Origin of the sequence: Halodesulfovibrio marinisediminis DSM 17456 (assembly GCF_900129975.1) — a bacterium.
GTDB classification, from domain to species: domain Bacteria; phylum Desulfobacterota; class Desulfovibrionia; order Desulfovibrionales; family Desulfovibrionaceae; genus Halodesulfovibrio; species Halodesulfovibrio marinisediminis.
Window position 1 is genome coordinate 274,096 of the sequence record NZ_FSRG01000006.1, and the last position, 22,498, is coordinate 296,593.

Here is a 22,498-nt window from a genome sequence, read left to right on the forward strand (position 1 = left end):
GGGCAAACATATGGAACGACATCTACTAGTAGCGGTTGGAACTCATCCAAGCGCCGCCTCAGGACTCCAGTTTGTAAGCGACTTCATTACCTCAAAAGACAATATCAGACTATCGCTGCTAACGATTTATTCGGCGTATAACGAGGGTGGTCCAGTTTCCCCTACAGCCCACATCGCAAAAAAGAAAGGGCTAGCTGTACTGGAAGAGGTCCGAAAAGCACTTGAAGAAAAAGGCTTTGAGCACAAGAAAATTGCGCTTCGATGCACCGAAATGCAAGGAACGCGAGCACATACGCTCATACATGAAATCAATCAGGGACAATTTGACGCAGTTGTTCTCGGCCACAGAGAACGTATTCTCTCCTTAGAAGACTTCTTAGATACCAGCGTGTGCACCGAACTACTAAAAGCTTCAAATAAAGATCATATTCCTCCCTTCTGGTTATGCCGACATTTGCCAGAGAATAAAAAGGGAGTGCTGCTCTGTACGGATGGTTCCGATCCGTCCCTGAGGATCGCAGATCATGTGGGGAACATGATGCTTGAAATTCCGGGACACGATGTCAAAGTTCTCCATATTGCCGATCCTACAAAAGAAGACCTTCCTGATGCCAGGTCAGTTGTCCAAAAGACAGTGGATAAATTAACTGCCACAGGGCTAGATCAAAGCCGCATTTCTTCCAAAATATTAGAAAGAGTTGGAGCTGCAGGTGTAATTTTAGAAGAAGCCGCACAAGGAAACTTCGCGATTGTAGCTATGGGAACTGCAGGAGCAGGCCAAAAAATCTTCTCCAAACTGTTTACGGGTTCTGTGGCACGTAAGGTATTTAATGAGCTTACTAACACCGTATTATGGGCGAGTTTTTAACGATTTGTTCAACAACACATTCAACATCAAAGAGAATCTCTTTTCAACAAAACAGCCCTTGCATGTTAATAAGCAAGGGCTGTTTATAGGCATTATGTCTAACTAAACCGGTCAACAAAGAAGGAACTTAAGCCCGAATAACCTGATGAGACATCCAAAGAGGCGACTCTGACTCATCATGTTCCGGACTCGCTGAATCTAAGGAGCCTGAGTCTGCATTAGCCCATTGATATGCTTCGAGTGCAAAATCAATAAAGCTTTCAAACAGAGTCAGAAACTCAATCTGACCCAAGGTATCCAACCTTTCTTTACCCCACAGGATAATCTTATTGTCAGATGAAAGATGCATTACCGGAGCCCATTCTGTTGTCATCGCATTAAAACGAAGTAACTCATTCATTTTCTGTAGCGCATTATCCTCTCCTAGCTCAGCAATAGAGCAAAAGAAAAAAACAACATCATCATTTGGGCATCCAATGTTGATAGCAACCTTATCATCAACAGTAATTATGTAGGCACCGGACTCTGTGCTCTCCATCCCAGACATGTCTAAGTTGGCCAACACTTCCTGCATCAACCCATTAAACTTTTTATTCATTGTATCACCAACCATCTATGCCCCCAGTAACATGTGCGCGTAATCTAATAAAAGCTTCGCCTGTTCTTGTGTCTGAACAAAAGCAGCACCACGAGACTGGCGACCATCTGCGATTACATCAAGCACTTTATCATTTGCATTTTCTGGTGTTAATTCCCCAGAAGCAAACATATCATTTAATGCAAGCGCACTATAAACAGTACCAGTTCGCCCTACACCTGCAGTACAATGAACAGCTAAGGTGCCATCAACCCCCTTCTGAGCATCCTTTACCAACCCAACAATTTTATGAAGCTCTTTTGGTGTAACAGCGCCATGATCAGGCCAGCCTTTATAATGGATTGCCCTCAATTGTGTATCGCCATTACGACCTTCCACAAGAAAATCATCTACATGTACGCCATCTTGTGTAGCAAATTTACTTTGCGGACTAACTGAAACTTGTGAAAAGTTTTTAGGCTCATCAGGACGGTATTGTGGAATCTTGCGCTGTTGAACATCGCTATCACGAGTCAAATCAAGAATCGTTGTTACATTTTTCTCATCGACCATTGACCAAAACTCATTTTGCGTATCCTTCGTTATCAGACTCCCGTCCCTCCTCCTCGTTTCCTGCATTGGAGCCTGAGTCGCAATACCGTATTCTTTCCCATTAAGTGTAATATGGTTGGCATTAATCAACTTAGACGTCTGCACAAGGGTTTCAACCGGTGGCTTGATATCTTTATAACGACACTCGGCCGTCATTGCTGAACTCGTATCATAAAATCTCGACCTAGCTCCAGGTGCCATGATCTGATTACCTTGTTCACCTAATCGATCAACAATCATCGGCGTCATAGCAGTGCGAAATTCATTATTTAGTAAAGCCGGCCCGTTAAGCATGGTAACGGTTGCATCAGTGCTTGCAAAACGTGAGGTAGATTGCATCCCCACAGAATGTTGCATCTGCCGCACTGCAGAAGATTTCGGAGGTAATTCAGGAGCATGTGCCTGCATGCGCTTCACTGCATCGCTCTTTGGAGGTCTAGCAGGCGCACCATGTGGCGGCACTGGCGGAGCTGGAAGTTCACGCCCCTGCATCTTCACAGCATCACTCTTTGGAGGCCGTGCAGGTGCGCCATGTGGCGGTACTGGTGGTGGCGGTAACTCACGCCCCTGCATTGGGTTTGCAGTATTATTCTTAGTACCGTGTGGTGGCACTGGCGGAGCTGGCAAATCACGTCCTTGCATTGGATTCACAGTATTCCCCCTAGAACCATGTGGAGGGACAGGGGGCGCCTTTACAAGAGTTGGGCGATCTGAAGCTGCGGACAGCAGCTCAAGCGCTTCATTATGAGTAAGCTTATTGTCCGTTATAGCCATCAACCTCCCCTCAGTTGATGCTACAAGGTGGCCTGACCGAAGAGCAGACTCTGGAATAAATTTATCTTTCAAAAAACTGACCACCTTGTCGGCAAAAGCTTTTTGAGTTGCTTCAGTTTTAGAACTTAAATTGTTCCGTCGAAAAATTTTTTCTACAGCACCGCCTTGGGCGTCGCTCTTTCCCTTTACTTCCTGCTTACTACCAAGACTAAAACGTCCAACCTCATCACCTCGCCCCTGCGCCACTTGCGATTGCACCTGCGCCTGAAAAGCACTCATCCCGTTATTTGTTACAGGCATAACATCCCCTCAATATAACAGTTATTGATTAACACCTGTCCGCACCACTTAACCAACTAAAAAATATTTACTATTTTTAAATTTAAAAGTTGTAACGATATGCCTACCTGTATCTCGAACGGTAGCCATACCGAAGGTTGTTAAATACGAATGGCAGCCTGTTGTAAAAATCCTACATCAGCAGTAACGTCAGAGACTCCTTGTTCTTCATCAACTGCAGCAAGTTGCTTTTTCCAATAGTCTGCCGCACCAAGAAAATCGGAAAAATACTCTTCAATATCTGCCACACTCTCAAATGGTACCGTAAACATCTGTTGGAGGCTCAGGTAACCTGTCTGGTCATCAACAGAAAGTGTGCCGCCAGCTGTTAAAGCCCACATGTAGTTCCCCTGCAATAACTGCAATAAAAAAGTTGCATCTTCACAAGGAACAGGGGCGATGTATGCTGATGTTATAAGTAGCTCCTCTTCTTCAAGGAGAGAAAATACTATATGCATATCTTCAATAACAACACCTGCCTGCATGGTCTCATCCAAAACAAGATCCGTCTTGATAATTTCACCAAGGTAATTCAATACATCTTGAGTGTGTTCAATAATCATTTATCATCTCCTAAAGTGGTCTATCTACCAACGCAGCTTCTGTTGTCACACGTTCAATTACGGGATTATTCTCTGCTTCACCCGCAAAACTAACTCTAAAGCGAGCAGTGAGAACCAAAGACAAGTCGTCAGTCCTCTGGTCAGATGAAGCTGTTATACCGTATTTATCACCCTGAGTTGAAATGGAGAGTGCCCCTTTCATTGTACTGCGTTGCTGTAAAAGATGCATATGAGCCTCATTCAAGGGTTTATCCATCCCAGCCCAGGAACTTTGCAGTATCCCTTCAACATTTTGATACGCTACACGAGTAACCAGTCGAGCACGATCAGGGCCGCCAAGAACTTCGATAAGCTTTCTGTATGCTACAGCTATTCCCTCATCAGTCTTAGACTTTGGCTTAATAAGCTCACCATCAACCTTTAGTCCGTCGCGAGCAAAGTCCACAATAAAATCTCTGGAGATTCCAGAAAGATCATCTCCCTCAACCCCTTTTGGGTTCCAGAATTCTTTTGGCGTCGTCTGTAAATCTTCGAGGAGATTCTTTTCAACTTCAGACTGAACATTGTAGTTACCATGGCCAACGCCGCTGTTGCTAAGCCACTCAGAAGCATTGTTGCCTGCTGTATGAACAATGCACCCACGCTCTTTGTCGGTTACAGTCGCAAACTCATTTCCTGAAAGTTTTTGCAGATTGCCAACACCGTTTGCACCGAGTAATTCAAGCGGGATTTCGCGCATCATAAATTTAGCGCCCAATTCACTCTTAAGCGTGTCGATAGTTGAGAGCTGTCTCTCAAAATTTGGAAATCCTCCAGTTGCTCCTCCAAGCAAATCCTGCTCCTTGAAGCCAAATGTCTCTGCCACTGCAACAAAACGATAAACAGCTCCCATAGAAACCGAATCCAGATTCTCAAGCCCCTTCTGAATATCTCCCATAAAAGCTTTCATGGAATCAGACTTTATCAGCTTGCTAAAACTTGCCTTAAGCGCTTCCGGTGCAATATCATTTTTTTCTGCAAAGCTAAGTACAGTCTTATCCAACACACTCCGCATTCGATCAAAAGTATCGGCTGCGCCAGAATCATCAGGACGAATAACAATACTGGCTTCCATCGCTGTGAGAAGTTTTGCAAACGACATTACATCGTTTTCGGTTACAGTATCTTTTGCTGGCAAGTCATGAATAAATTGAAGCAAAGAATTACCAAGCTCACTTGTATTCTTTCCGTTAAGAGCATCGAACGGCTTAAGTTCCGAAGAGCTCAATGCAACTTCATCCCCCAACCGAATATCAAGATTATCGTACTGAGAAGAAAGCTTATGCATTAAAGCCTTAATCTTCTCTTTCTCAGGAGCAGCCGCTCGCATATCTTCAAGACCGGCAAGAGCCTTCTTGCAATTCTGATACATGCGACTAAGTCCTACCGCTGTTTCTTTATCGGTAGGGCTACCCGCATTAAGTGTATCTGCAAGCTTAGGGCTGGAGGCCACTGCTTTATGACAAAGCTCCTTAAACTCTTTCCTCAACTGGGAAGGAATAGTTGCCTCCCGTTTCCCTGTTTCACCGGCATGACACACCTTTGCCCAACTTCTTTTTATTAACTTCCCGATATCAGAGAATTTAAGACCACGACTTCCAACTCCACCCTCTGGATTTCTATTAAATAACTTTGAAAGAGCTGCGCCATGAGACTCCATCTTTAAAAGGATGCGATCAGAAACCGCTCCAGTTGAATCATGAAGCGCACCGTATAAAAGAGAACCTTTCCCCCCTGGAAGACTCAAATCAATACCACGGTGTTGATTCGCTCTCTGCCCTTCCTTCGCGTATGGTGAAGTACGCGCATATCCACCTACAGAGCTGTCCAAAAAATTCTTTAAGCGATTACCCGAATCTTCAATCACAAAAGAAGAATTTGGTGCAGCACCAGATTTTGTCTGTCCTTTTGCAAGCAAAAAAGTCATTAAATCTTTTATAGTCTCATCATTGGCAGCAACTTTTTCTCCGGAAAGAACAGACTGATAAACATCGTTACCACGGCTGACACTCGCTGAAAGAAGCTTAGTAGCGAGCTCTTTAAACATCCCTTGCCCCGCTTCACTCATTTCCCAGCGATTTCCATGCTGATTGCGTACCTGATTTGCGACGCTGCGAAGCTCACCTTTTGTAAGAGAAGAAATATCAACACGCTGATGCACATTTTCTGGGGGGATAGGGACAGTAATGCTCCCCGCGCTCATTGGCTTTGGTCCATCAGCACGGATAGGTGATGCAGAGTTCACTTTTACTGCTCCCAAGTCTGCTCGAGGCACTTCCTGCTGCCCCTGCTGCCGACGAATTCGCGGCAAGCTAGCTATGAAACGACTAAGTAAACCAGCACCGCGTGAAGACTGCTGTGTCGCGGTAGGCTCCTGAGAAGAATTCAACTGCTGATGCTGAACGGCAACACCAGTACTATTTATGACTGTCATGATACGCTCCTTGCGGCATTACCCTTGAATATCTTGTTAACTGTGTTGCAAAGTATAGTGCAGAGGATGTGCCTTTCATTAAAAAAACATTAATATCAAGACATTAAACTAAGAAACTTACTATTTAAGACAAATAGGTATTGAAAATGCCCCAAAAGGCCATAGGGAAGAATGCCAATTTAGTTGGCATTTTTTTGTCTCTACCGCAACGAATGTACCCAGCGCAGCACCTCGGCAACAGGTTTTATATACTCTTTCGGAATATAAGCCCCTTCGGTACTATCTGCATAAAGCCCACGGGCAAGAGAAACATTCTGCATAATAGGAATATCCTCCTGCTTGGCAATATCGATCATCCGCAATGCTAAGCCCCCCTCCCCCTTACAAAGAACCAGCGGAAGTGGCGTCTCTTCTTCGTCATACATGATCCCAACTGCATAATGTGTAGGGTTTGTAACTAACACATCCGCCTTGCGTACCTTTGCTGCAGAATCTGACATAACCATCTCCTGATGCAATTGTTTGCGTTGCCCCTTAATCTGAGGATCACCTTCCGACTCTTTGTACTCCTGCTTTACTTCGTCTTTTGTCATCATAAGCCCTTTTATATACTGCCATCGCTGGAATAAGTAATCTCCAACAGCAAGTACTACAAAAACAGGCACTAAATATTGCATAAATTGCTTTGCCAGCACTCCTGCAAGTACAATGGGAGCAGAAGGCCCAACCTCTACAGCGAGTAATAATGATGCCAAGTTTTTTTCAACAATCACCCAAATGACACCACCAATTGCAAAAACCTTTATTAGTGATTTCAGAAACTCAACTGCATTTTTTATTGAAAATGTTTTACTAAACCATTGCTTCGGATTTAATTTATCAAGGGAAGGCATAGCAGCCTTCATAGAGAACAACACACCTACTTGTATAAATTGAAAAATCACACCGCAAAAGGCCGCAACTGAAATTACTATAACAGTAATTAGAGCAACTATATAAAAACACTTTTGCCAAACTACCTTCACTGCAAATTCAAATGGGTAGTTCATATAAAAAATGGGAATTTCAAAAAGAGCAGAAAACTGTTCGAAAAATGTATCCGACAAAAACCACAAAAGTAAAAAAACGCCTGTTACACTCGCAGCTGAAGGAACTTCCTGACTTTTACATACATTGCCCTTGTTACGAGCATCTCGTAACTTTTTCGCCGTCGGTTGTTCTGTTTTTTCACTCATACTTAAATTCCAGCGTCCCAATAAAGAACAGTCTTCATAAATGAAATGACTTCAGTAAAAGAAGTTCCTATGAAACGCACAAGAACAATGTAGTAAAGCACTATCAAAATAGAAACAGCGAGACTTTTTACTGCCATTGATAGAGAAAAAACATTTAGCTGTTGAGCAAACCTGTTTATTAAGCCAAGCCCTATATCAGAAAGTAGACATACGATGACCATTGGAGATGCAACTAGCAAAACCATCACCATAAATTCACTTAATAATTTAGTGAAAAACAGAGTTAATACGGGATTTGATACATCCGGAAAGTAATGTACTGGAGACCAAACAACATAACTATTCAATAGTATCTGTATAAGTAGAACAAAGATTCCACTTGTAAAAAATAAATACACAACTGTTTGAAAGAAAAAAGAAGCAAGAGAAGACGCCTGCTCACCACTTAGCGGGTCACTTCCCTGAGACATCGCTGCTCCTCGCTGGTTATCGACCAGTTGTCCCGCACTTTGCATTGCCCAAAAGAAGAGGCCGGAGAGATACGCAAAGACAAAACCTAAAACTACTTCTTTTAAAAGCAGTCCAAGAGTCCAAAACAACTTATAATAACCTGAGTAAACTGGAAGAGTGTCAAGTTCCGGCATTAGCGTGATGAGCAAAAAAGGAGCAAGGGTCAAAGCAACGCCATTACGTAGCACACCCGAAAGTACAACTCCTCCCATGAAAGGAGCTACCTGAAAGAAGATAAGCAATCTTGGAGCACAAAGACTGAAAAGTATTACATATTTTTCAAGGCGCTCAGGATCAATACCAAACTCAACCACATGCATTCCCGCCTAAAAAAACAGTCACTATACAATACATATGTCATTGCCTGATAATCAGATTGAACGAGTCAAACACCTGAAATGAAAATACATACATAGCCTTACCAAATGTAGTTGCACCAAAAAACAGGGTGGCACATACACAAATAAGCTTGATGCCGAAACTTAATGTCTGCTCTTGAATCTGAGTGATAGCCTGAATCAAACTCAGCACCACACCGGCAATTGAAGCGACAATGATTGGAGGCATAGAAATTTGCAACACAAGCAAAAGCGCCTGCGCTGCAAAATCAATTACGCTTTGTGACCCCATAACCCAGCCCCCTACAGTTTAATTCTATCAATAGGTTGTACGGTTATTTCTGGTGTAAGTTCCTGATATGACAGCACTGGAAGGGAATAAAACTCGGCTTCAATAAGACGCCGCACATATCGTCTGATATCCATTGATGCCAACAGCACGCACTTCTGTGATTTACTAGTTGTTTCACCAATAATAGTACGCATATTCTCAATCAGTTGTGCCGATGTAGCTGGATCCAATGCTAAAAATGCGCCACCGGAAGTCTGCCTGATTGACTTTCGGATAGTTTCCTCTAATCCGGTATCAAGCAGGTAAGCAGCAAGCATGTTCATTCCACCACTATACATGTAACTTAACTGCCGCTTCAAATTACCGCGCACATACTCAACAAGCATAATAGGATCTTTTTCCTTCGCTCCCCACTCTACGAGCGTTTCCAAAATAGAACGCATGTTACGAACAGACACCTGTTCTTGAACTAAGCGCTGCAACACCTCAGCAATCTTTTGGGCAGGAACGAGTCGTGAAGCTTCGCGCACCAGTTCTGGAAACTGCTTTTCAACCTCTTCAAGAAGAAAACGCGTCTCCTGCAAGCCAATAAACTCGGAACTATGTCGTGCAAGAACCGTTGAGAGGTGAAATGAAATAATTTTGGAATGATCCATGAAGGAGATATTCGATTTTTCCAGCAAACCTCTCGCACTTTCAGGACACCAGATGGAAGGAGTGTCCGGCAAAAAATTATCTGTTTCTTTATGTGCAATACCCATCATGTCTAGGTTTTCTGTAGTTTCAAGAACTAGCAGACTTCCTTTTTCAAGTGTCCCAGAGGAAACCGGCACCTCATGAATAAACAACGAATACTGAAGATCTGTTAAATTGGGATTCTGCCGAATGTGAATCCCGGGAAAAGGCACTCCCAAATCAAAGTATAGCGCCCGTCGCAAGGCAATAAGCTCATCATCAAGGTGCTTATAATTCAGGCTGGCAGCCAGAGAATCTGAAATATCAAGCAAAAGAGGGACAGTCAGGGCAATTTCATTTGTGTCATCAGCAGCACTTTGCTGTGAGTTGCGCTTGCCTGCTGCAGGCGCAATCGTATCTTTAAGGCTTTGGGTCCCAGTCGCTCCATCCTCGTCATCTGCCTTCATAATCTTGGTCAAAACAAAACCAAATACGGCAAAAAAACTTCCCAAAGCAAACAACTGTATCTTAGGAAAGCCAGGAATAAGACCTACCAAACACAACAAACCACCTGCTAGAATAATAGCTTTAGGTTTATCAAAAATCTGACGACCAATTTCTCCACCAAGATGGTCTGAATCCTCGTCATCGGAACGAGTAATAATAACACCAGCTGAAATAGCTATAAGCAAAGATGGAATAGATGAGACAAGACCATCACCGATGGTCAGAATGCCATACTTTTGTATGCTGTCGCCGGCACTCATTCCAAGTTGGGTTGTCCCGATGATAATACCGCCAAGAATGTTCACCATCGTAATGATGATACCCGCGATACTGTCACCTTTAACAAACTTCATAGCACCATCCATAGCACCAAAAAGCTTGCTCTCGTCAGTCACTCTTTTACGCCTCGCCTGTGCCTCCTCCATGGAGATAACACCTGCACGCAAATCAGCATCAATACTCATCTGCTTGCCCGGCATCGCATCAAGTGTAAAACGTGCGCCTACCTCAGCAACACGTTCAGACCCTTTTGCAATAACCAAAAATTGCACGATCGTAAGAATAAGAAAGACTACAGCACCAACAACAAAGTTGCCTTCAACTACAAAGTTACCAAAGGTATAAACTATTTCACCAGCATCCCCATTAAGAAGGATCAGCCTGGTTGTAGTAATGTTCAATGCGAGCCTGAAAAGAGTCGTAATCAGCAACATTGTCGGATACACCGAAAAATCCAATGCCGACGATATGTAAAGCCCCATCATCAACATGAGAAATGATATCCCCATGTTAACCCCGATAAGTGCATCAACAATAAATGTAGGCATCGGGATAATCATAAGCCCGATTATTGCAACAAGTAGTAACGCCAACGTAATGTCGTTATACTTCACAATTTTTGACACAGCATTTTGCAAAAACATTTTATTTGCTTGGGCCATTAATTTTGCTCAACTAATAAAAGATAACGTTCAAAAACATCTTTACTTTCACTCTGACGTCCAAGCCCCCATAACGCTTTAGCTTGAATAAGCAACAAGGGAGCATCGTCAGAACGCATCATAACAGGGTCAATACACTCTGAAAGCAGTGAAAGAGCAGAAGCCGGATCCCCTTTTGCTGTTGCAATATAGGCAAGGTAACGACGCAGCTTCAAATCATTAGAAAATAAGCTGGCAAGCCCTTGGAATATACGCTCTGCTTTATCAAACTGCCCTACACGCAGATAAGTATACCCAAGAACTTCAATGACTTTTCGCTGCTCTTTTGAAAGTTTCATAGGCACCCTATCCAGCTACCACTAAATTCTTATACATTTGCAAGAATTGTTGGTTATTCACTGCTTCATCAAGTTCCTGAGCTAGTCCACGTTCTGCTTCAGAGCTTATCTGTTCCGACACTTGCTGTAATGCAGAGCGAAGTTCACGCCCAAAGTTTTCCGGCAACAAAAGTGCAGGATCAGAAACTGAAGGAGTAAGAAAAGCCTCTACTTCAATTTCTACGCTCTTATGCTTAAAAACCTCTTCCAAAGAACAAAAAGAAGAAGCCAAATGTGGCGGAACATTTGTTGCTTTAGGCATTTCTGCCTTCGAAGTAACAGCTGCGGAAACCTGTTCAATTCCATGATTAAATGTAATAGATGGTTTGATTTCTGTACTCATTAAAACCTCCAATATTATGCAGCAAACAAGGTACGAAGATTTTCATCAAGATACATAAGCACATGTTCCAAAACATCTACAGTGCACTCCTCTTCAGGAAGCAAAGCGGAGAGAACCAACATACCACTCCCTGTTTTTCCACAAGAAAGAGGATAGCGATGAGGGGTATTGTAATGCACGAGCTTCAACACCTTTTCATGTAAGACATCAACGTCGCACTGTACTTGCGGTTCCATCTGCCCCATGCTGATGGATATCCCGAAAAGCGGAGCCATTTTTTGAGGCTGACAACGCTCAATGGTTACTGAAACGGTATCATCAAAAACAAAACGGACAACATTTCCATTTTGCGGAGTTAACTCAGGCAGTCCAATACGCTTTCCAAATTCTTCAACAACTGATTCAAATAACATTAGTATCCCAACTCCTCATCTTCCCGCTCAATTGCATTATCTAATTCCTGTTGAATAAGCTGAAGAACCTTGTCCCTACTTTCCAATGAGTCAAAGACCTTTACTGGCAGCATCTTTGTCTCTTTCAATGTATCTTGAAGGAAAAGAACTTGTCGGGTTACATCCGGTATACCGAGCGGATCTACAATCGCATTAACATCCATTGGAGCAGGAAATGCTTGCTCCAGCATCTGTAAAAACCGGTTCATCGTCTGCGTTACATTATTACCCTCAACAGCCTCAGGCAAAGCTACACCATGCTCCGACTCTAGCCGATCAAGCAGCCTGCCCGACAAACCATAAACAGATGCTGTGTCACGAGCATTATTCACATTCAGGCTAAACAATTCCATCCTGGCTTTATCGGACGATGGGCATGCGGAACCAGCATCATGCGCAAAGGTCGCAAATAAAAAATCAAACCCTAAATCAATTTTATCAGCACCATACTGCTCAAGAAGCCAATCAAACACAGCACGAGAATTTTCAAACTCCAACAGAACTGAACGATAAGTACTACGCAGTTTCTGCGGCTCTCCAAGCTCTGCATAATTATCGGCTTCAATACTGGCATGAATTCCTGCAGCAATAGCGTCACCCTGTCGGTTCTCCATTTGCTCCAAGACAAATAAAATAGCCTCAGCTTCCTCACTGTCAGGAGGGACATTCTGAAAAGCTTCCGCAAGCAGTGCATACTGTTCGGTAATGTCACTTCCGGTCTTGCCCAGGTACTTATCAATCTGCTCAAAAGAATCTTCTAGCGATTGAAATCCACCAGAAGCCTTTTGCATCATCTGAGAGATAAAAAGGTTCAGTTTTCGAGCTTCTTGGGCAAACTCTTCTTTATCAATAAGCTCTTGATATGCCTTAACAGCATCAATCAATCTGCTACGCTGCTGCTTCACCGGAGTCCTTTTGGCAATAGACTGTTCTTCAATTTCGGACATCCCGAATGTTAATTCTTCAGCAGCATCAGCAACCATAGAAGACATGTTTGTTGGAACAGAGACTGAGCGTCCTAAAAATGAACCACTGGTCCGCGCACCTTCAGTTACTCGAGGTGTATCAACAGGCTGCTGTCCAACTTGCGAATTTACAGAAATAGGCATGGTTCCCCCTTAAAGATATCCAAGCATTAAGCCTTGGCTAATTTTAACCCATCCATCCAGCACTACAAAAAGCAGAAGTTTGAAGGGAAGAGAGATAGTAGTCGGAGACACCATCATCATTCCCATTGCCAACAAAATGTTAGAAATAATCAAGTCAATCGCAACAAACGGTAAATATAATAAAAATCCTATCTGGAACGCTTTTGTCAGTTCAGACAACGTAAATGCAGGCAAAACAATGAACAAAGAATCTTTCTGTAAAGATTGAAACATCTTTTTAGGCCATATCTGTTTTGCTGTTGCAACAAGCTTAGCCTTAATCAGTGGCGAACTATTCTTATCCAAAAACTCCACAAATGGCGGTGTTACTTTTTTACCAACTTCTAAGTAATCTTGAATACGCATATCCGAAGGAAACTGCTGCTGTTCCAAAAGAGTCAAACAGGAGTTGCCAACAGGTGCCATAATGAAAACACTCAGAATGACAGCAAGGCCGTTGACCACCATACCTGGTGGAATCTGCTGAATACCCAAAGCATTTCGCACAAGAGAAAAAACGATGACTATGCGCACATAAGTGCTCCCCATCATTATTGCGAATGGAGCCAACCCCAAAATAATAATAAGCGGAAGCATCTGTATTGCTTGAATTCCCACAACAAACTCCGAGAACTTGAAACGTAATATGGAACGGCGGCTAACTAACGGTAGCCAAAATTTCTATACCGATGCGGTCTGCGACAGAAACCAGCCGTCCCTTGCCAATCTCTTTATTTCCAGCTTTTATTGTGATTGGAGCATCGGCGGATACGTCTGTCGTAAAGATATACCCCTTGCTTACTTGTCTAAGCTCCTGCAGCGTAAATTGAGATCTAGCCACCTCGAAGACAACCTCCAGCTCAAGAGCACTTGTATCAATGCTTTCGCCTAACGTTTCTTCAGTATGCTCTTGTATTTCATCTACAAGCTCTACCGCTTCTTCCATTCGTATTCCTCCACTCCTATCAATAAAATTCTGACAATGGGGAACAAGAGAGACAACCTCAACCCCATGCTCACACGGTCGTGCCACTCCAATCGGAGTTGTCCCAACCATCAGACCGTACATTGTTCCCTGATTTTCTGCTTCCGAGCTTAAAGAAAGCAACACATCTCCGCAGCAAAGGCTTGCTATCTCAGCACGTGTAAGCAGTTGAGAGCCTGCCACACAGGAAACTTCTATTAAAAAATCGTGACATGCAGAGTCGTTTTCAATCGGCTGAGGAAGAATATCTAATAGTGTCTTATGGAACACACCATCAGCGTTAAAGGCCACATGACAAGCTGCAAGACACCTTTTTCCACCCCCATTAATATTCAAAATAAATGAACAAATTTCTTGTTCATTCTCATCAGTAAAATGTAAGAATGAAGCGCCTGGCTGTTCCTGATCACTACCGTCAAACTGAATTGACTCCAAAACAACAGGTTGCTCTATCCTACCCCCCAGCTCTTGCAACAACGGTTCCACACATCGAGCCACTGCAACACGCTGCAGCTGTTCTGGAAGATCAAAAAAAGTTGCACCATGTGTTGCACCAATCTGCTCTACGAGTAGCGCAATACTCTGCCACTCCACCCACACCCGCTCACTGCCGATTAGCAAAATCATAACGAGGCGAGTATCAGCTCTTTTGCCCAGATCAGAGCATCGTATTACCCCTTCAAGGCCAGCAAAACCATGCAACGCAGGAAGTGGGAAAATAACGTTTTGAGCAATCCTTTGCGTGAGTTGTGCATGTGCTCGTGAACACTTCGGCATCGGAACCAAGCTAAACTCACCATCTATTGTTTCGTGTACCACTAGCTTACTCATCCTCTTCCTGATCAAAATTTAACAACCCTTTGGAACGTCCATCAGAAGCTGTCTGGTCATTGACGACAACACGCACTCCAGGATTTTCGATCTCAAGTTTTTCCTTCAAAGCAAACTGGTGCTCAACAAGAGTCTGGTGGGCATTTACGTTCCGAGTATTGAACTGAACAACCAGCCCCGATTGCTCAAAAGAAATTTTCACAGCAGTATCAGGCAATGAGCGGTGATCAAGTCGGATAATCACGTCTGCTTGCGATCCGTCTTTGGGAGCGCGAACTAAAATCTGCTGGGCTATTTTTTGAATGTCTGGCGTAAGTTTCACTTGAGAATCAACTTGCTGATTTTGCAGATACGCTTTCCCAGCCTCACTATGCTGGCCCATACGAGAAGAAAAAATTGTTTCTGTCATTCCTGCAAATAACTCTGCAGGCGACTCTTGCTTTTGGGCATCATCCTGCTCTTTACCATGCCCTGTCTGTTGGTCTTTGCTACCTTTAAAAGCCTTCATAAATTCATCAACACAAGCATTGCTGGGAGTTTTCTCTTCCCTTGATAGTTTTTTATGCCCTGCCTCTTTTGTTTGCTTACGAGTCTTTTCTTTTGAGCTATTGCTTTGAGCACGCTCCTGACCAGTCCCCGCCTCTTGCTGATTATATTTCTGCCCTACCGCTGCAGAGTAAGAAGCTAGTGGTGTTCCTGCCATAGAAACAACTCCTATTTGTTGAATAATTTCACTTTTGAGAAAGCCAGTTCCTCAAGCTCCTTTTCCTCTTCCAACTGGGCTTTTTTCTTTGCTTCAACCACCCACTCCTGCTTATGTAAATCCAGCTTCATCATAGCCTTTTGGGCCTGCATTGCTTCTTGCTTGCATTCCAGAGTATACGCCTTGGCATCCTGTAGCTTTTTCTCTGCACGCACGACTTCGTCACCTAACTCTACTTCTCGAAACTCAAGAGACTTTACACTTTCATGAAAAAGCTCAATCCCACGTTTTGTAGTTTGCTCCTGCAAAAAGGCTACATACCGTCGCTCAATCTCCTCCACCCTCCAGCACTTATATTCTTCAAGACGCTTCCGTGCTGCTTCCAATTCATCAGAAACTCTAAGTTCTTCTCTCAATGCCGCCATCGCCTTTCGCTGTGCGGCATCAGCCCGTTGATTACGAAACCGTAAAATGTCTTCTAATGGATATGAGGACATAAAAGATTAGTCAGAAACCAGCGCCTGAAGTGCGTCAACCGTTTCTTCAAAGCTAGAAAACTCAGAAAGTCCCTGCTGCAAAAAACCCCGCAGAGCATCGATAGATTCAACCGCCCTATCAGCATCTGCATCATGTCCTTTCTGGTATTCTCCAATTCGCAGCAACAACTCAACTTCATCATATTTAGCAAGTAGCTTACGTAATTGCTGTGCCGCTTCCTTATGCTCCGATTCAACAATAGAGTTCATCACTCGGCTTACGCTGGCCAAAATATCAATTGCCGGATAATGGTTCTGAGCCGCTAATTTTCTCGAAAGCACAATATGGCCATCCAAAATGGAACGAGTTTCGTCTGCAATTGGCTCCGTCATGTCGTCACCTTCTACAAGCACCGTATACAAAGCTGTAATAGACCCTTTTGCAGAATTACCCGCACGTTCCATAAGCTGTGGCAAACTGGAAAATACAGAAGGCGGATACCCGCGCCGTGTAGGCGGCTCGCCTGCAGCAAGACCAATTTCCCTCAAGGCTCTGCCAAATCGCGTCACAGAGTCCATAAGAAGTAGTACGCGCTTGCCCTGATCCCTAAAATATTCTGCAATAGCCGTAGCAACATAGGATGCCTTCAACCGTTCCATAGAAGCTCTGTCAGAGGTAGAAACTACCAGCACACTTTTAGCCAATCCCTCAGGCCCTAAATCATGCTCAATAAACTCTCGAACCTCACGCCCACGTTCACCAATTAACGCAAGTACCGTAACGTCGACATCCGCACCCTTGACCATAGAAGCCAGCAATGTACTTTTACCCCCGCCAGCAGCAGCAAAAATACCCATTCGCTGGCCTTCACCGCACGTAAGTATTCCATCCAGCGCACGCAATCCAAGCGACAAAGGCTTATCAATAATTTTTCGTTCCATAGGGCTGGGAGGCTCAGCATATACTGGATATGTTCCCGTGCCATTTAATGGAGGTTTGCCATCCAAAGGCTGTCCAAGACCATCTAAAACCCTCCCGAGCAGATCCGGTCCAACAGCAACAGAATGTACCTGCCCTGTATGAATAACTTCCGTTGCGGTTGAAACGCCCTGCAAACTTCCTAAGGGAGTTAACAAGGCTGTTGTTCCAGAAATCCCAACAACCTCAGCAGAAACAGACCAATCTTCCCAAGGGTTACGCAAAAGACATAGTTCACCGACCTTAGCCCCGGGCACAACTGCATGAATGATGGTTCCGACTACAGCCTCAACTCTGCCACGTACCTCAACTGTATTCAGGGTTGAAAGGCCTTCCTGCATCGCATCAATAATGTAATCAAAAGCCATACTAAGACGCTTTCCCAACTCTGCGAGTTAGGGCTTTGTTAATTGCTTTAAGTTGTGTTGAAAGCTTACAATCTACAACGCCCATCACAGTTTCCAGAAGACAATCCCCTTCTCGCAACCGTTTATCGCCATGCACTTCCATCGTCATAGAAGGAAACGTAGATGCAATACTGGATAACGCGTTTTCCACATATGTTACCTCAGTGAGACATACCTTGATTGTTACAGCGCTTTCATTTTGAATAGTACCCAGTCCTTTCTTAACAATAGAAACAATGCGTTCCTCGTTCGGCATATCTGCAATAACTTTTTCAACAGCCTTGCTTACAAGTTCAACTGATGCATGTTCAAGCCGCTCCACAAAAGCAACACTTTCAAAAAGAGTATCCATAATCTTCTCTGAATGCTCCAGCTTGCCCTGCTCCAGACCATCCTCATAGCCCTGTTGCCTTGCCAATTCAAAAGCCTCTTCTGATGACTTTAGAATCTCATCTGCACGAACTTTTACTGCCTGCAACACTTCTTCTGCTTCTAGAAAGGAAGCATACTCGGCAGCCCGAAGGATCTTCACATCAGATGAAAGGTTCAACGAGTTGTGTACTATGCGAAAAGGTTTTGCCATATGTGGTTCATCTCCTGTTTCATAATTCGGGAAAGCATCCCCCAACAGAGTCTGGCCTGATGTTCTGACAACTCCAGTCGTCCTGCATAGCGCATCATTTCTGCAAACCGCTGCGCTACATCAGCCTGCGGACCATCATGGTTATTACCAACCCCCTCGCTCCAGAAAGCAGGAAGCTTAATAGCTATGCGGTGCAAAACATCATCTGTGTGCATCCGTAAAAAAAATGTAACCACACCAATACCGACTGCCCTGACGACATCCCACAACACTTCAATGTATTGTTCATCATCTGAAGGCGGCAACATTTGCGTCACCTCCCACAAAGCAGAACCTTTTTTAATAAGTTCAGAACTTTTCCCTTTTAGAAAGCGAAGTTCTCGATGAGTACTTAGTAGGGTTTCCCTGCCCAGCAGCTCGGTAAGTTCAGCCACTTGTCTTTGCGTAACGACCCTGCACACCCTATCTGAATATAATGTAAGCCCGACAAGTAGTGATAACCGAACAAGCTCTTGGCCTTCCAGCAACGCCAGTCGCTGCTGAGCAATTAAAAATGAGTTATAAAAAGCGCCTGGAGCTGGATCGTTAGTAACAGTCAACAAGTATTTAGACATTTCTGCATGGGCAAATAAGCCATCGGCATCGCACCACGTCTCTAAGGATAATGAAGACACGTAGTCAGTATGAATGTCTTCCACAGCAGGTCTATTGAAACGAACCACCCTGCTGAAAATCTCATCAGATAATGCCCCCCCCTCAAACATTACCGTCCCTCATTATTATCGAAAGCGTCATCATGCTTGGAACTACTTCGAAGAACTAACATCACTGCTAATCCTAGAATTACACCAAGCCCAACTCCTCCTACTAAGAGCAACCAAAATGAAGAGAGAGAATCACGGCTGACTGCAACACCTGCAATTTCAACATCCTTCTTAGGTGCTGGAAGAGAAACTGATTCGCGAATAGGAAACAGCGCAACACTGACATTGTCATAAGCCAAACCGGGAACACTTTGCGCGACAAGCTTACGGATCCGCACCACACTACTTTCAATATCAAAACTGCTTACATATCGAATGAGAACAGCAGCGGATGCAGGTACAGGCTTTTCATCCATTTCTTTTGCTTCTTCTAAAACAACATGAACCCTTGCAGTCAGGACACCGTCTATTGTGCTACATGTTTCTGAGAGTTCCTGAGAAAGTGCGTAGGTAAATCGGGCTCTTTCCTGCAAAGGAGAACTAATCAACCCCTCATTGGAAAAAACGGTTCCTAGAGACTCAAACTTTTTTCGAGGTAGGTTTGCAGACTCCAACACACGCAAAGCACCGACAACTTCATTCCGACCAACAGTGATCGCAAATCCGCTTTTGCCTGAGGATATTTTCTCAGCCCTGAAGCCCTGTTCCAATAATACGCTAAGCATAACATTTGCTTCTTTCTCATCCAGACCGGAATACAACGATGTGCTGTTACAACCAGTTAAAACAAGACAAAAAAACAAAACTAAAATGCCTGGTAAAATTCGCATAGACGGTTGTTTCATAAGTGTGTCTTTAATTTATTGTGCTTTGGTCACTGATGTCACAGTGTCCTGAATTGATTTATTAATTTTTGACATTTGCAAAATTTCATGCTGCAGCATGCCAGTCAAATTTTGAATACGTAACACGTCATGGGGAGTAATAGTTCCCTTTGTAGCTACTTCAGACATTACGTCACCCAAGGCTTTTTTTACATTCTGCATAGAAAGCGAAGTACTCTCAGAAGAAACACCGAGTTCAGGCTGAGTTCGCATTAGCTCATCCTGAACCTCCCAAATTACCGGTTTCTGATTAGCCGGTGGAACATCTTCTGTTAAAGTTACCCTTGAAAAAAGTTCCTCTTGAACCTCTCCAGTTCCTTCCACTTTGTTAATAGTCTCGATTTGGTGGGGACCAAGAGCATCGATAGCTGAGGTACGGCCGCCACCTTCAGCTAACGATGCTGGGTAGATATATGCCCCTTCTGACAGCTCAACATCTTTCCCCCCAAGTCCTTCAACAGAAACTGCTGAGGACTCGCTTCTTGAACCTGCCAGAGCTTCCTTAAATTCACGAACTAAGGCTGGGTCAGGTTTCCCAGAAGGAACAGCCTCACCCTTGCAGGACCATAATTCAGTGAGCTTTAAGGCAAGCGACGCTATATCTACCACTACTAATCCCCATACTGTACCAAGAACAAAATACTATGCATTCAGCGGTAATGACGATGCTGCTGCAAGGTCTTTCACCATCATTGCTGCACTACTGTCGGGAGCATTTGAGATAACAGTTTTTGCGGCAACAAGAGCTTCGCTCTGCTTTTCTTCAAGGATATATGCCAAACAGTTAAATGCCAGTGCTTCCCAATTTTCCGGATTAACGTCGATAAGTTGCTGAAGTTTTTCGTGTGCCGTCTCAAATTCCCCAACTCCAATGTGAGTAAAGGCCATCCCAAGCGCACAGGCTTCATCATTTTCCTCACCAAGGGCAGAAAAAATTCTGCGCGCATGGAAGATTAAACCGGAATGAGCTCCCAAGAATGCAAGTTCTTTTAATAATTTTTTGGCATCTAAATCTAACATGAAATTACCCTGCACGCTGAATTACAGACTTTGTTGTATCCATAATGGACTTTGCAACAGTTGAAGTTGCCTGCAACAAAGCGTTGTACTGTCCCAGTTCAAACTGCAGTGAAAGCATCTTCTGTGGACTTACTTCCTTTTTACTTAACGTTTCCTGCATCTTGTTCTGTAACGCTTCACCAGCACCTTCAATCTTATCCAAGTTCTGTGCAAACATTGCGTTAAGATCTAAAGACATATCATATTCTCCATAGAGTGTGATGACTGGTGAATGTTCTTCCAGTAATCAGTTGCTATTTCATCAGCTGATTCTAACGCCTCTAGAATAGATTTCGCTTCAGAAAATTCGTCTGAAGCCAAACCTTGGTCCATTTTTCGCTTCACTTCAAAACGAATGGAAGCAATCCTATCTTTAACTACTTTCAGTCCATTACCACTTGGATCCGAGAGCAGCTCTTCACACCATTGGTCTTCCATTTAACCCTCCTGCATTATTCAGTAACAATGGTTGTATGCTTACCATCTTTAGTAAGAACAATTTCCTTTGCTGATATAGATGTAATGACTGACCCATCAGACGTTTTGCCACCTAAGAAAAATACCTGATCATTCTTAAGACGAACAAACGGCATTGACCCGACACCTATCTGCTTAATTGATTGCTTTGTTATCAGACTTGGCTTCTTCACAACGGGTTTGTGTTTCTTTTCAGGAGGTTTTTTGAATTCAACTTGCAATTCTAAAGGAATAGCGACATGCAATGCTTTGTTAATTGCAAAAGGTACGCCATGCACCCACTCCCTAGCTGAATCCGGCAAATAACCCGATATAATAACACGTTCCTTGTTATATGTTGGAGATAACCGTCCAACCTTCTCATGACCTGCCAATATTTTTCGCAAAGCCTTGCCAACATCATTGGCGGTTACAACATGCCACGCTACTGGTTGCATACGAAAGCTGTCTGCAAGAACCTGCTGTAAATCAAGTAAATCATCTTTAGAGCGAATATACCCACGAGCGACAACAGCACCGTCTTCAAATGTAAAATGAACGCTGTAACCAAGCTGGGAAGCAGTAAGCTGCATTGCCTCAATGCGTTGTTCCAAAACACGAACTCTAAACAAGGCAGAAAATGGATATAAAGATACTTGTGCCCGCAGTGCATCTAAATTCGCAAAGGTCAACACCTCACCCGAAATAACGATAATCCCGTTTTCAGTTTGTGATACTTCGATTGATTCATACGGAGGTTTGACAGTTAGCCCTTTCAAGTGCTCAATTGCAGCTTGTAGTTGAGGCGCATTATCAGGAGTTTGAACTACAGACTTCACCCCGACAGAAAGCCCACAAAGCAAGCTCATGACGATCACCAGCAAGCAAAATTTTTTAAAGCGACCTGTTCTCTTGCCCTTGTCACCACTCTCCTGATCAGCGCCTTGTTCACCCAAATCAGCCCGTAGATCCTTTACAGGATCTGATAAAGCTACGTCAGGATCTTCTACCAGCGCCTCTGACTTCATACGGAAAGCAGAAGAAGTAATACGGGAAATTAAATCATTAGATGCCCCCTGCGCCAAACATGCAAAGTACAACCCACCGATACGAAATAACGTTCCGGCATCAAGCGGGGGAGTTGCACCTTCGGAGCAACAAATTTCTGCACCTTGCTCATCATAATAATGGACAGAAGCATCCAGCGGGTACAAAATAAGTGTGTCTTGTTCCATAACTTCAACAGCTGCGTGCTTTAAAGCAATCGTGCTATCAAAAAAAATGAAATCGCAATTTTCTCCGGAACCAAAAGAATTTTTGCTTCCTTCTTTTAGTGCGACCTCTGCCCCGATGGCTGAGCCTGACAATACAGATAACGTTACTGTACTATTTGTTGTCATAATCCCT

26 protein-coding genes are annotated in these 22,498 nt (G+C 43.7%); 1 reads left to right on the plus strand and 25 read right to left on the minus strand.

Translation table 11 applies throughout. The annotated features are described in order from the left end of the window. The first annotated feature begins 10 nt into the window (after positions 1-10). Positions 11-868, plus strand: coding sequence for a universal stress protein (locus BUR09_RS12490; protein ID WP_074217284.1), 858 nt, complete (start codon positions 11-13; stop codon positions 866-868). Between the two features lie 127 nt (positions 869-995). Here BUR09_RS12490 and BUR09_RS12495 read toward each other — a convergent pair whose 3' ends face one another. The 25 genes from BUR09_RS12495 to BUR09_RS12615 all read right to left on the minus strand — a co-directional run bounded on the left by BUR09_RS12495 (position 996) and on the right by BUR09_RS12615 (position 22,491). Beyond that, positions 996-1,481: a CesT family type III secretion system chaperone gene (locus tag BUR09_RS12495; RefSeq protein ID WP_074217285.1), complete on the minus strand. Its 486-nt coding sequence runs from the start codon at positions 1,479-1,481 to the stop codon at positions 996-998. After that, complete coding sequence (locus tag BUR09_RS12500) at positions 1,482-3,131, minus strand: protein-tyrosine phosphatase family protein (RefSeq protein WP_074217286.1); 1,650 nt, start codon at positions 3,129-3,131, stop codon at positions 1,482-1,484. A gap of 140 nt (positions 3,132-3,271) precedes the next feature. Next, positions 3,272-3,733 carry a CesT family type III secretion system chaperone gene (locus BUR09_RS12505; protein WP_074217287.1) on the minus strand — a complete coding sequence of 154 codons (462 nt, stop codon included), beginning with the start codon at positions 3,731-3,733 and terminating at the stop codon, positions 3,272-3,274. 10 nt (positions 3,734-3,743) lie between these two features. Beyond that, positions 3,744-6,206 (minus strand): hypothetical protein, encoded by a 2,463-nt coding sequence (locus tag BUR09_RS12510; RefSeq protein WP_074217288.1) that lies wholly within the window; start codon positions 6,204-6,206, stop codon positions 3,744-3,746. Between the two features lie 200 nt (positions 6,207-6,406). Continuing rightward, on the minus strand, positions 6,407-7,441 hold the full coding sequence (gene sctU / locus BUR09_RS12515; protein WP_074217289.1) for a type III secretion system export apparatus subunit SctU: 1,035 nt from the start codon (positions 7,439-7,441) through the stop codon (positions 6,407-6,409). Between the two features lie 2 nt (positions 7,442-7,443). Continuing rightward, complete coding sequence (sctT, locus tag BUR09_RS12520; protein ID WP_175566030.1) at positions 7,444-8,265, minus strand: type III secretion system export apparatus subunit SctT; 822 nt, start codon at positions 8,263-8,265, stop codon at positions 7,444-7,446. A gap of 43 nt (positions 8,266-8,308) precedes the next feature. Continuing rightward, positions 8,309-8,581, minus strand: a complete 273-nt coding sequence (sctS, locus tag BUR09_RS12525) for a type III secretion system export apparatus subunit SctS (protein WP_074217291.1) — start codon at positions 8,579-8,581, stop codon at positions 8,309-8,311. Positions 8,582-8,592: 11 nt separating this feature from the next. Next, entirely contained in the window at positions 8,593-10,704 is a 2,112-nt protein-coding gene (sctV, locus tag BUR09_RS12530) for a type III secretion system export apparatus subunit SctV (protein WP_074217292.1), read from the minus strand. Continuing rightward, positions 10,704-11,042, minus strand: a complete 339-nt coding sequence (sctY, locus tag BUR09_RS12535) for a type III secretion apparatus assembly chaperone SctY (protein ID WP_074217293.1) — start codon at positions 11,040-11,042, stop codon at positions 10,704-10,706. Before sctY ends, sctV begins: the two co-directional genes overlap by 1 nt. A gap of 7 nt (positions 11,043-11,049) precedes the next feature. Then, entirely contained in the window at positions 11,050-11,424 is a 375-nt protein-coding gene (gene sctX / locus BUR09_RS12540; protein WP_074217294.1) for a type III secretion apparatus assembly protein SctX, read from the minus strand. Between the two features lie 14 nt (positions 11,425-11,438). Next, positions 11,439-11,837 carry a type III secretion system chaperone family protein gene (locus BUR09_RS12545; protein ID WP_074217295.1) on the minus strand — a complete coding sequence of 133 codons (399 nt, stop codon included), beginning with the start codon at positions 11,835-11,837 and terminating at the stop codon, positions 11,439-11,441. Further along, on the minus strand, positions 11,837-12,985 hold the full coding sequence (sctW, locus tag BUR09_RS12550) for a type III secretion system gatekeeper subunit SctW (protein ID WP_074217296.1): 1,149 nt from the start codon (positions 12,983-12,985) through the stop codon (positions 11,837-11,839). The genes BUR09_RS12545 and sctW overlap by 1 nt, the downstream gene beginning before the upstream one ends. Before the next feature lie 9 nt (positions 12,986-12,994). Next, positions 12,995-13,621 carry a type III secretion system export apparatus subunit SctR gene (gene sctR, locus BUR09_RS12555; protein ID WP_074217579.1) on the minus strand — a complete coding sequence of 209 codons (627 nt, stop codon included), beginning with the start codon at positions 13,619-13,621 and terminating at the stop codon, positions 12,995-12,997. 61 nt (positions 13,622-13,682) lie between these two features. Beyond that, on the minus strand, positions 13,683-14,840 hold the full coding sequence (locus BUR09_RS12560) for a FliM/FliN family flagellar motor switch protein (RefSeq protein ID WP_074217297.1): 1,158 nt from the start codon (positions 14,838-14,840) through the stop codon (positions 13,683-13,685). Then, positions 14,833-15,543, minus strand: a complete 711-nt coding sequence (locus BUR09_RS12565) for a type III secretion HpaP family protein (RefSeq protein WP_074217298.1) — start codon at positions 15,541-15,543, stop codon at positions 14,833-14,835. The genes BUR09_RS12560 and BUR09_RS12565 overlap by 8 nt, the downstream gene beginning before the upstream one ends. 11 nt (positions 15,544-15,554) lie before the next feature. Further along, complete coding sequence (sctO, locus tag BUR09_RS12570) at positions 15,555-16,040, minus strand: type III secretion system stalk subunit SctO (protein ID WP_074217299.1); 486 nt, start codon at positions 16,038-16,040, stop codon at positions 15,555-15,557. A 6-nt stretch (positions 16,041-16,046) separates the two neighbouring features. Then, the gene (gene sctN, locus BUR09_RS12575) at positions 16,047-17,366 is read right to left on the minus strand and encodes a type III secretion system ATPase SctN (protein ID WP_074217300.1); all 1,320 of its coding nucleotides are present in this window, start codon (positions 17,364-17,366) and stop codon (positions 16,047-16,049) included. A 1-nt stretch (position 17,367) separates the two neighbouring features. Beyond that, positions 17,368-17,988, minus strand: coding sequence for an HrpE/YscL family type III secretion apparatus protein (locus tag BUR09_RS12580; protein ID WP_074217301.1), 621 nt, complete (start codon positions 17,986-17,988; stop codon positions 17,368-17,370). Continuing rightward, positions 17,967-18,752, minus strand: coding sequence for a SctK family type III secretion system sorting platform protein (locus tag BUR09_RS12585; RefSeq protein WP_074217302.1), 786 nt, complete (start codon positions 18,750-18,752; stop codon positions 17,967-17,969). Before BUR09_RS12585 ends, BUR09_RS12580 begins: the two co-directional genes overlap by 22 nt. After that, complete coding sequence (sctJ, locus tag BUR09_RS12590) at positions 18,752-19,537, minus strand: type III secretion system inner membrane ring lipoprotein SctJ (protein WP_084539475.1); 786 nt, start codon at positions 19,535-19,537, stop codon at positions 18,752-18,754. The genes BUR09_RS12585 and sctJ overlap by 1 nt, the downstream gene beginning before the upstream one ends. 15 nt (positions 19,538-19,552) lie before the next feature. Continuing rightward, positions 19,553-20,185 carry a hypothetical protein gene (locus BUR09_RS12595; RefSeq protein ID WP_074217303.1) on the minus strand — a complete coding sequence of 211 codons (633 nt, stop codon included), beginning with the start codon at positions 20,183-20,185 and terminating at the stop codon, positions 19,553-19,555. Between the two features lie 33 nt (positions 20,186-20,218). After that, complete coding sequence (locus tag BUR09_RS12600) at positions 20,219-20,596, minus strand: tetratricopeptide repeat protein (RefSeq protein ID WP_074217304.1); 378 nt, start codon at positions 20,594-20,596, stop codon at positions 20,219-20,221. A gap of 4 nt (positions 20,597-20,600) precedes the next feature. Continuing rightward, positions 20,601-20,834, minus strand: a complete 234-nt coding sequence (locus tag BUR09_RS12605; RefSeq protein ID WP_074217305.1) for an EscF/YscF/HrpA family type III secretion system needle major subunit — start codon at positions 20,832-20,834, stop codon at positions 20,601-20,603. Continuing rightward, the gene (locus BUR09_RS12610; protein ID WP_074217306.1) at positions 20,825-21,073 is read right to left on the minus strand and encodes a hypothetical protein; all 249 of its coding nucleotides are present in this window, start codon (positions 21,071-21,073) and stop codon (positions 20,825-20,827) included. Before BUR09_RS12610 ends, BUR09_RS12605 begins: the two co-directional genes overlap by 10 nt. Positions 21,074-21,087: 14 nt before the next feature. Further along, a complete protein-coding gene (locus BUR09_RS12615) occupies positions 21,088-22,491 on the minus strand; it encodes a SctD/MshK family protein (RefSeq protein ID WP_074217307.1) in 1,404 nt (467 codons plus the stop codon). Between the last annotated feature and the right edge of the window lie 7 nt (positions 22,492-22,498).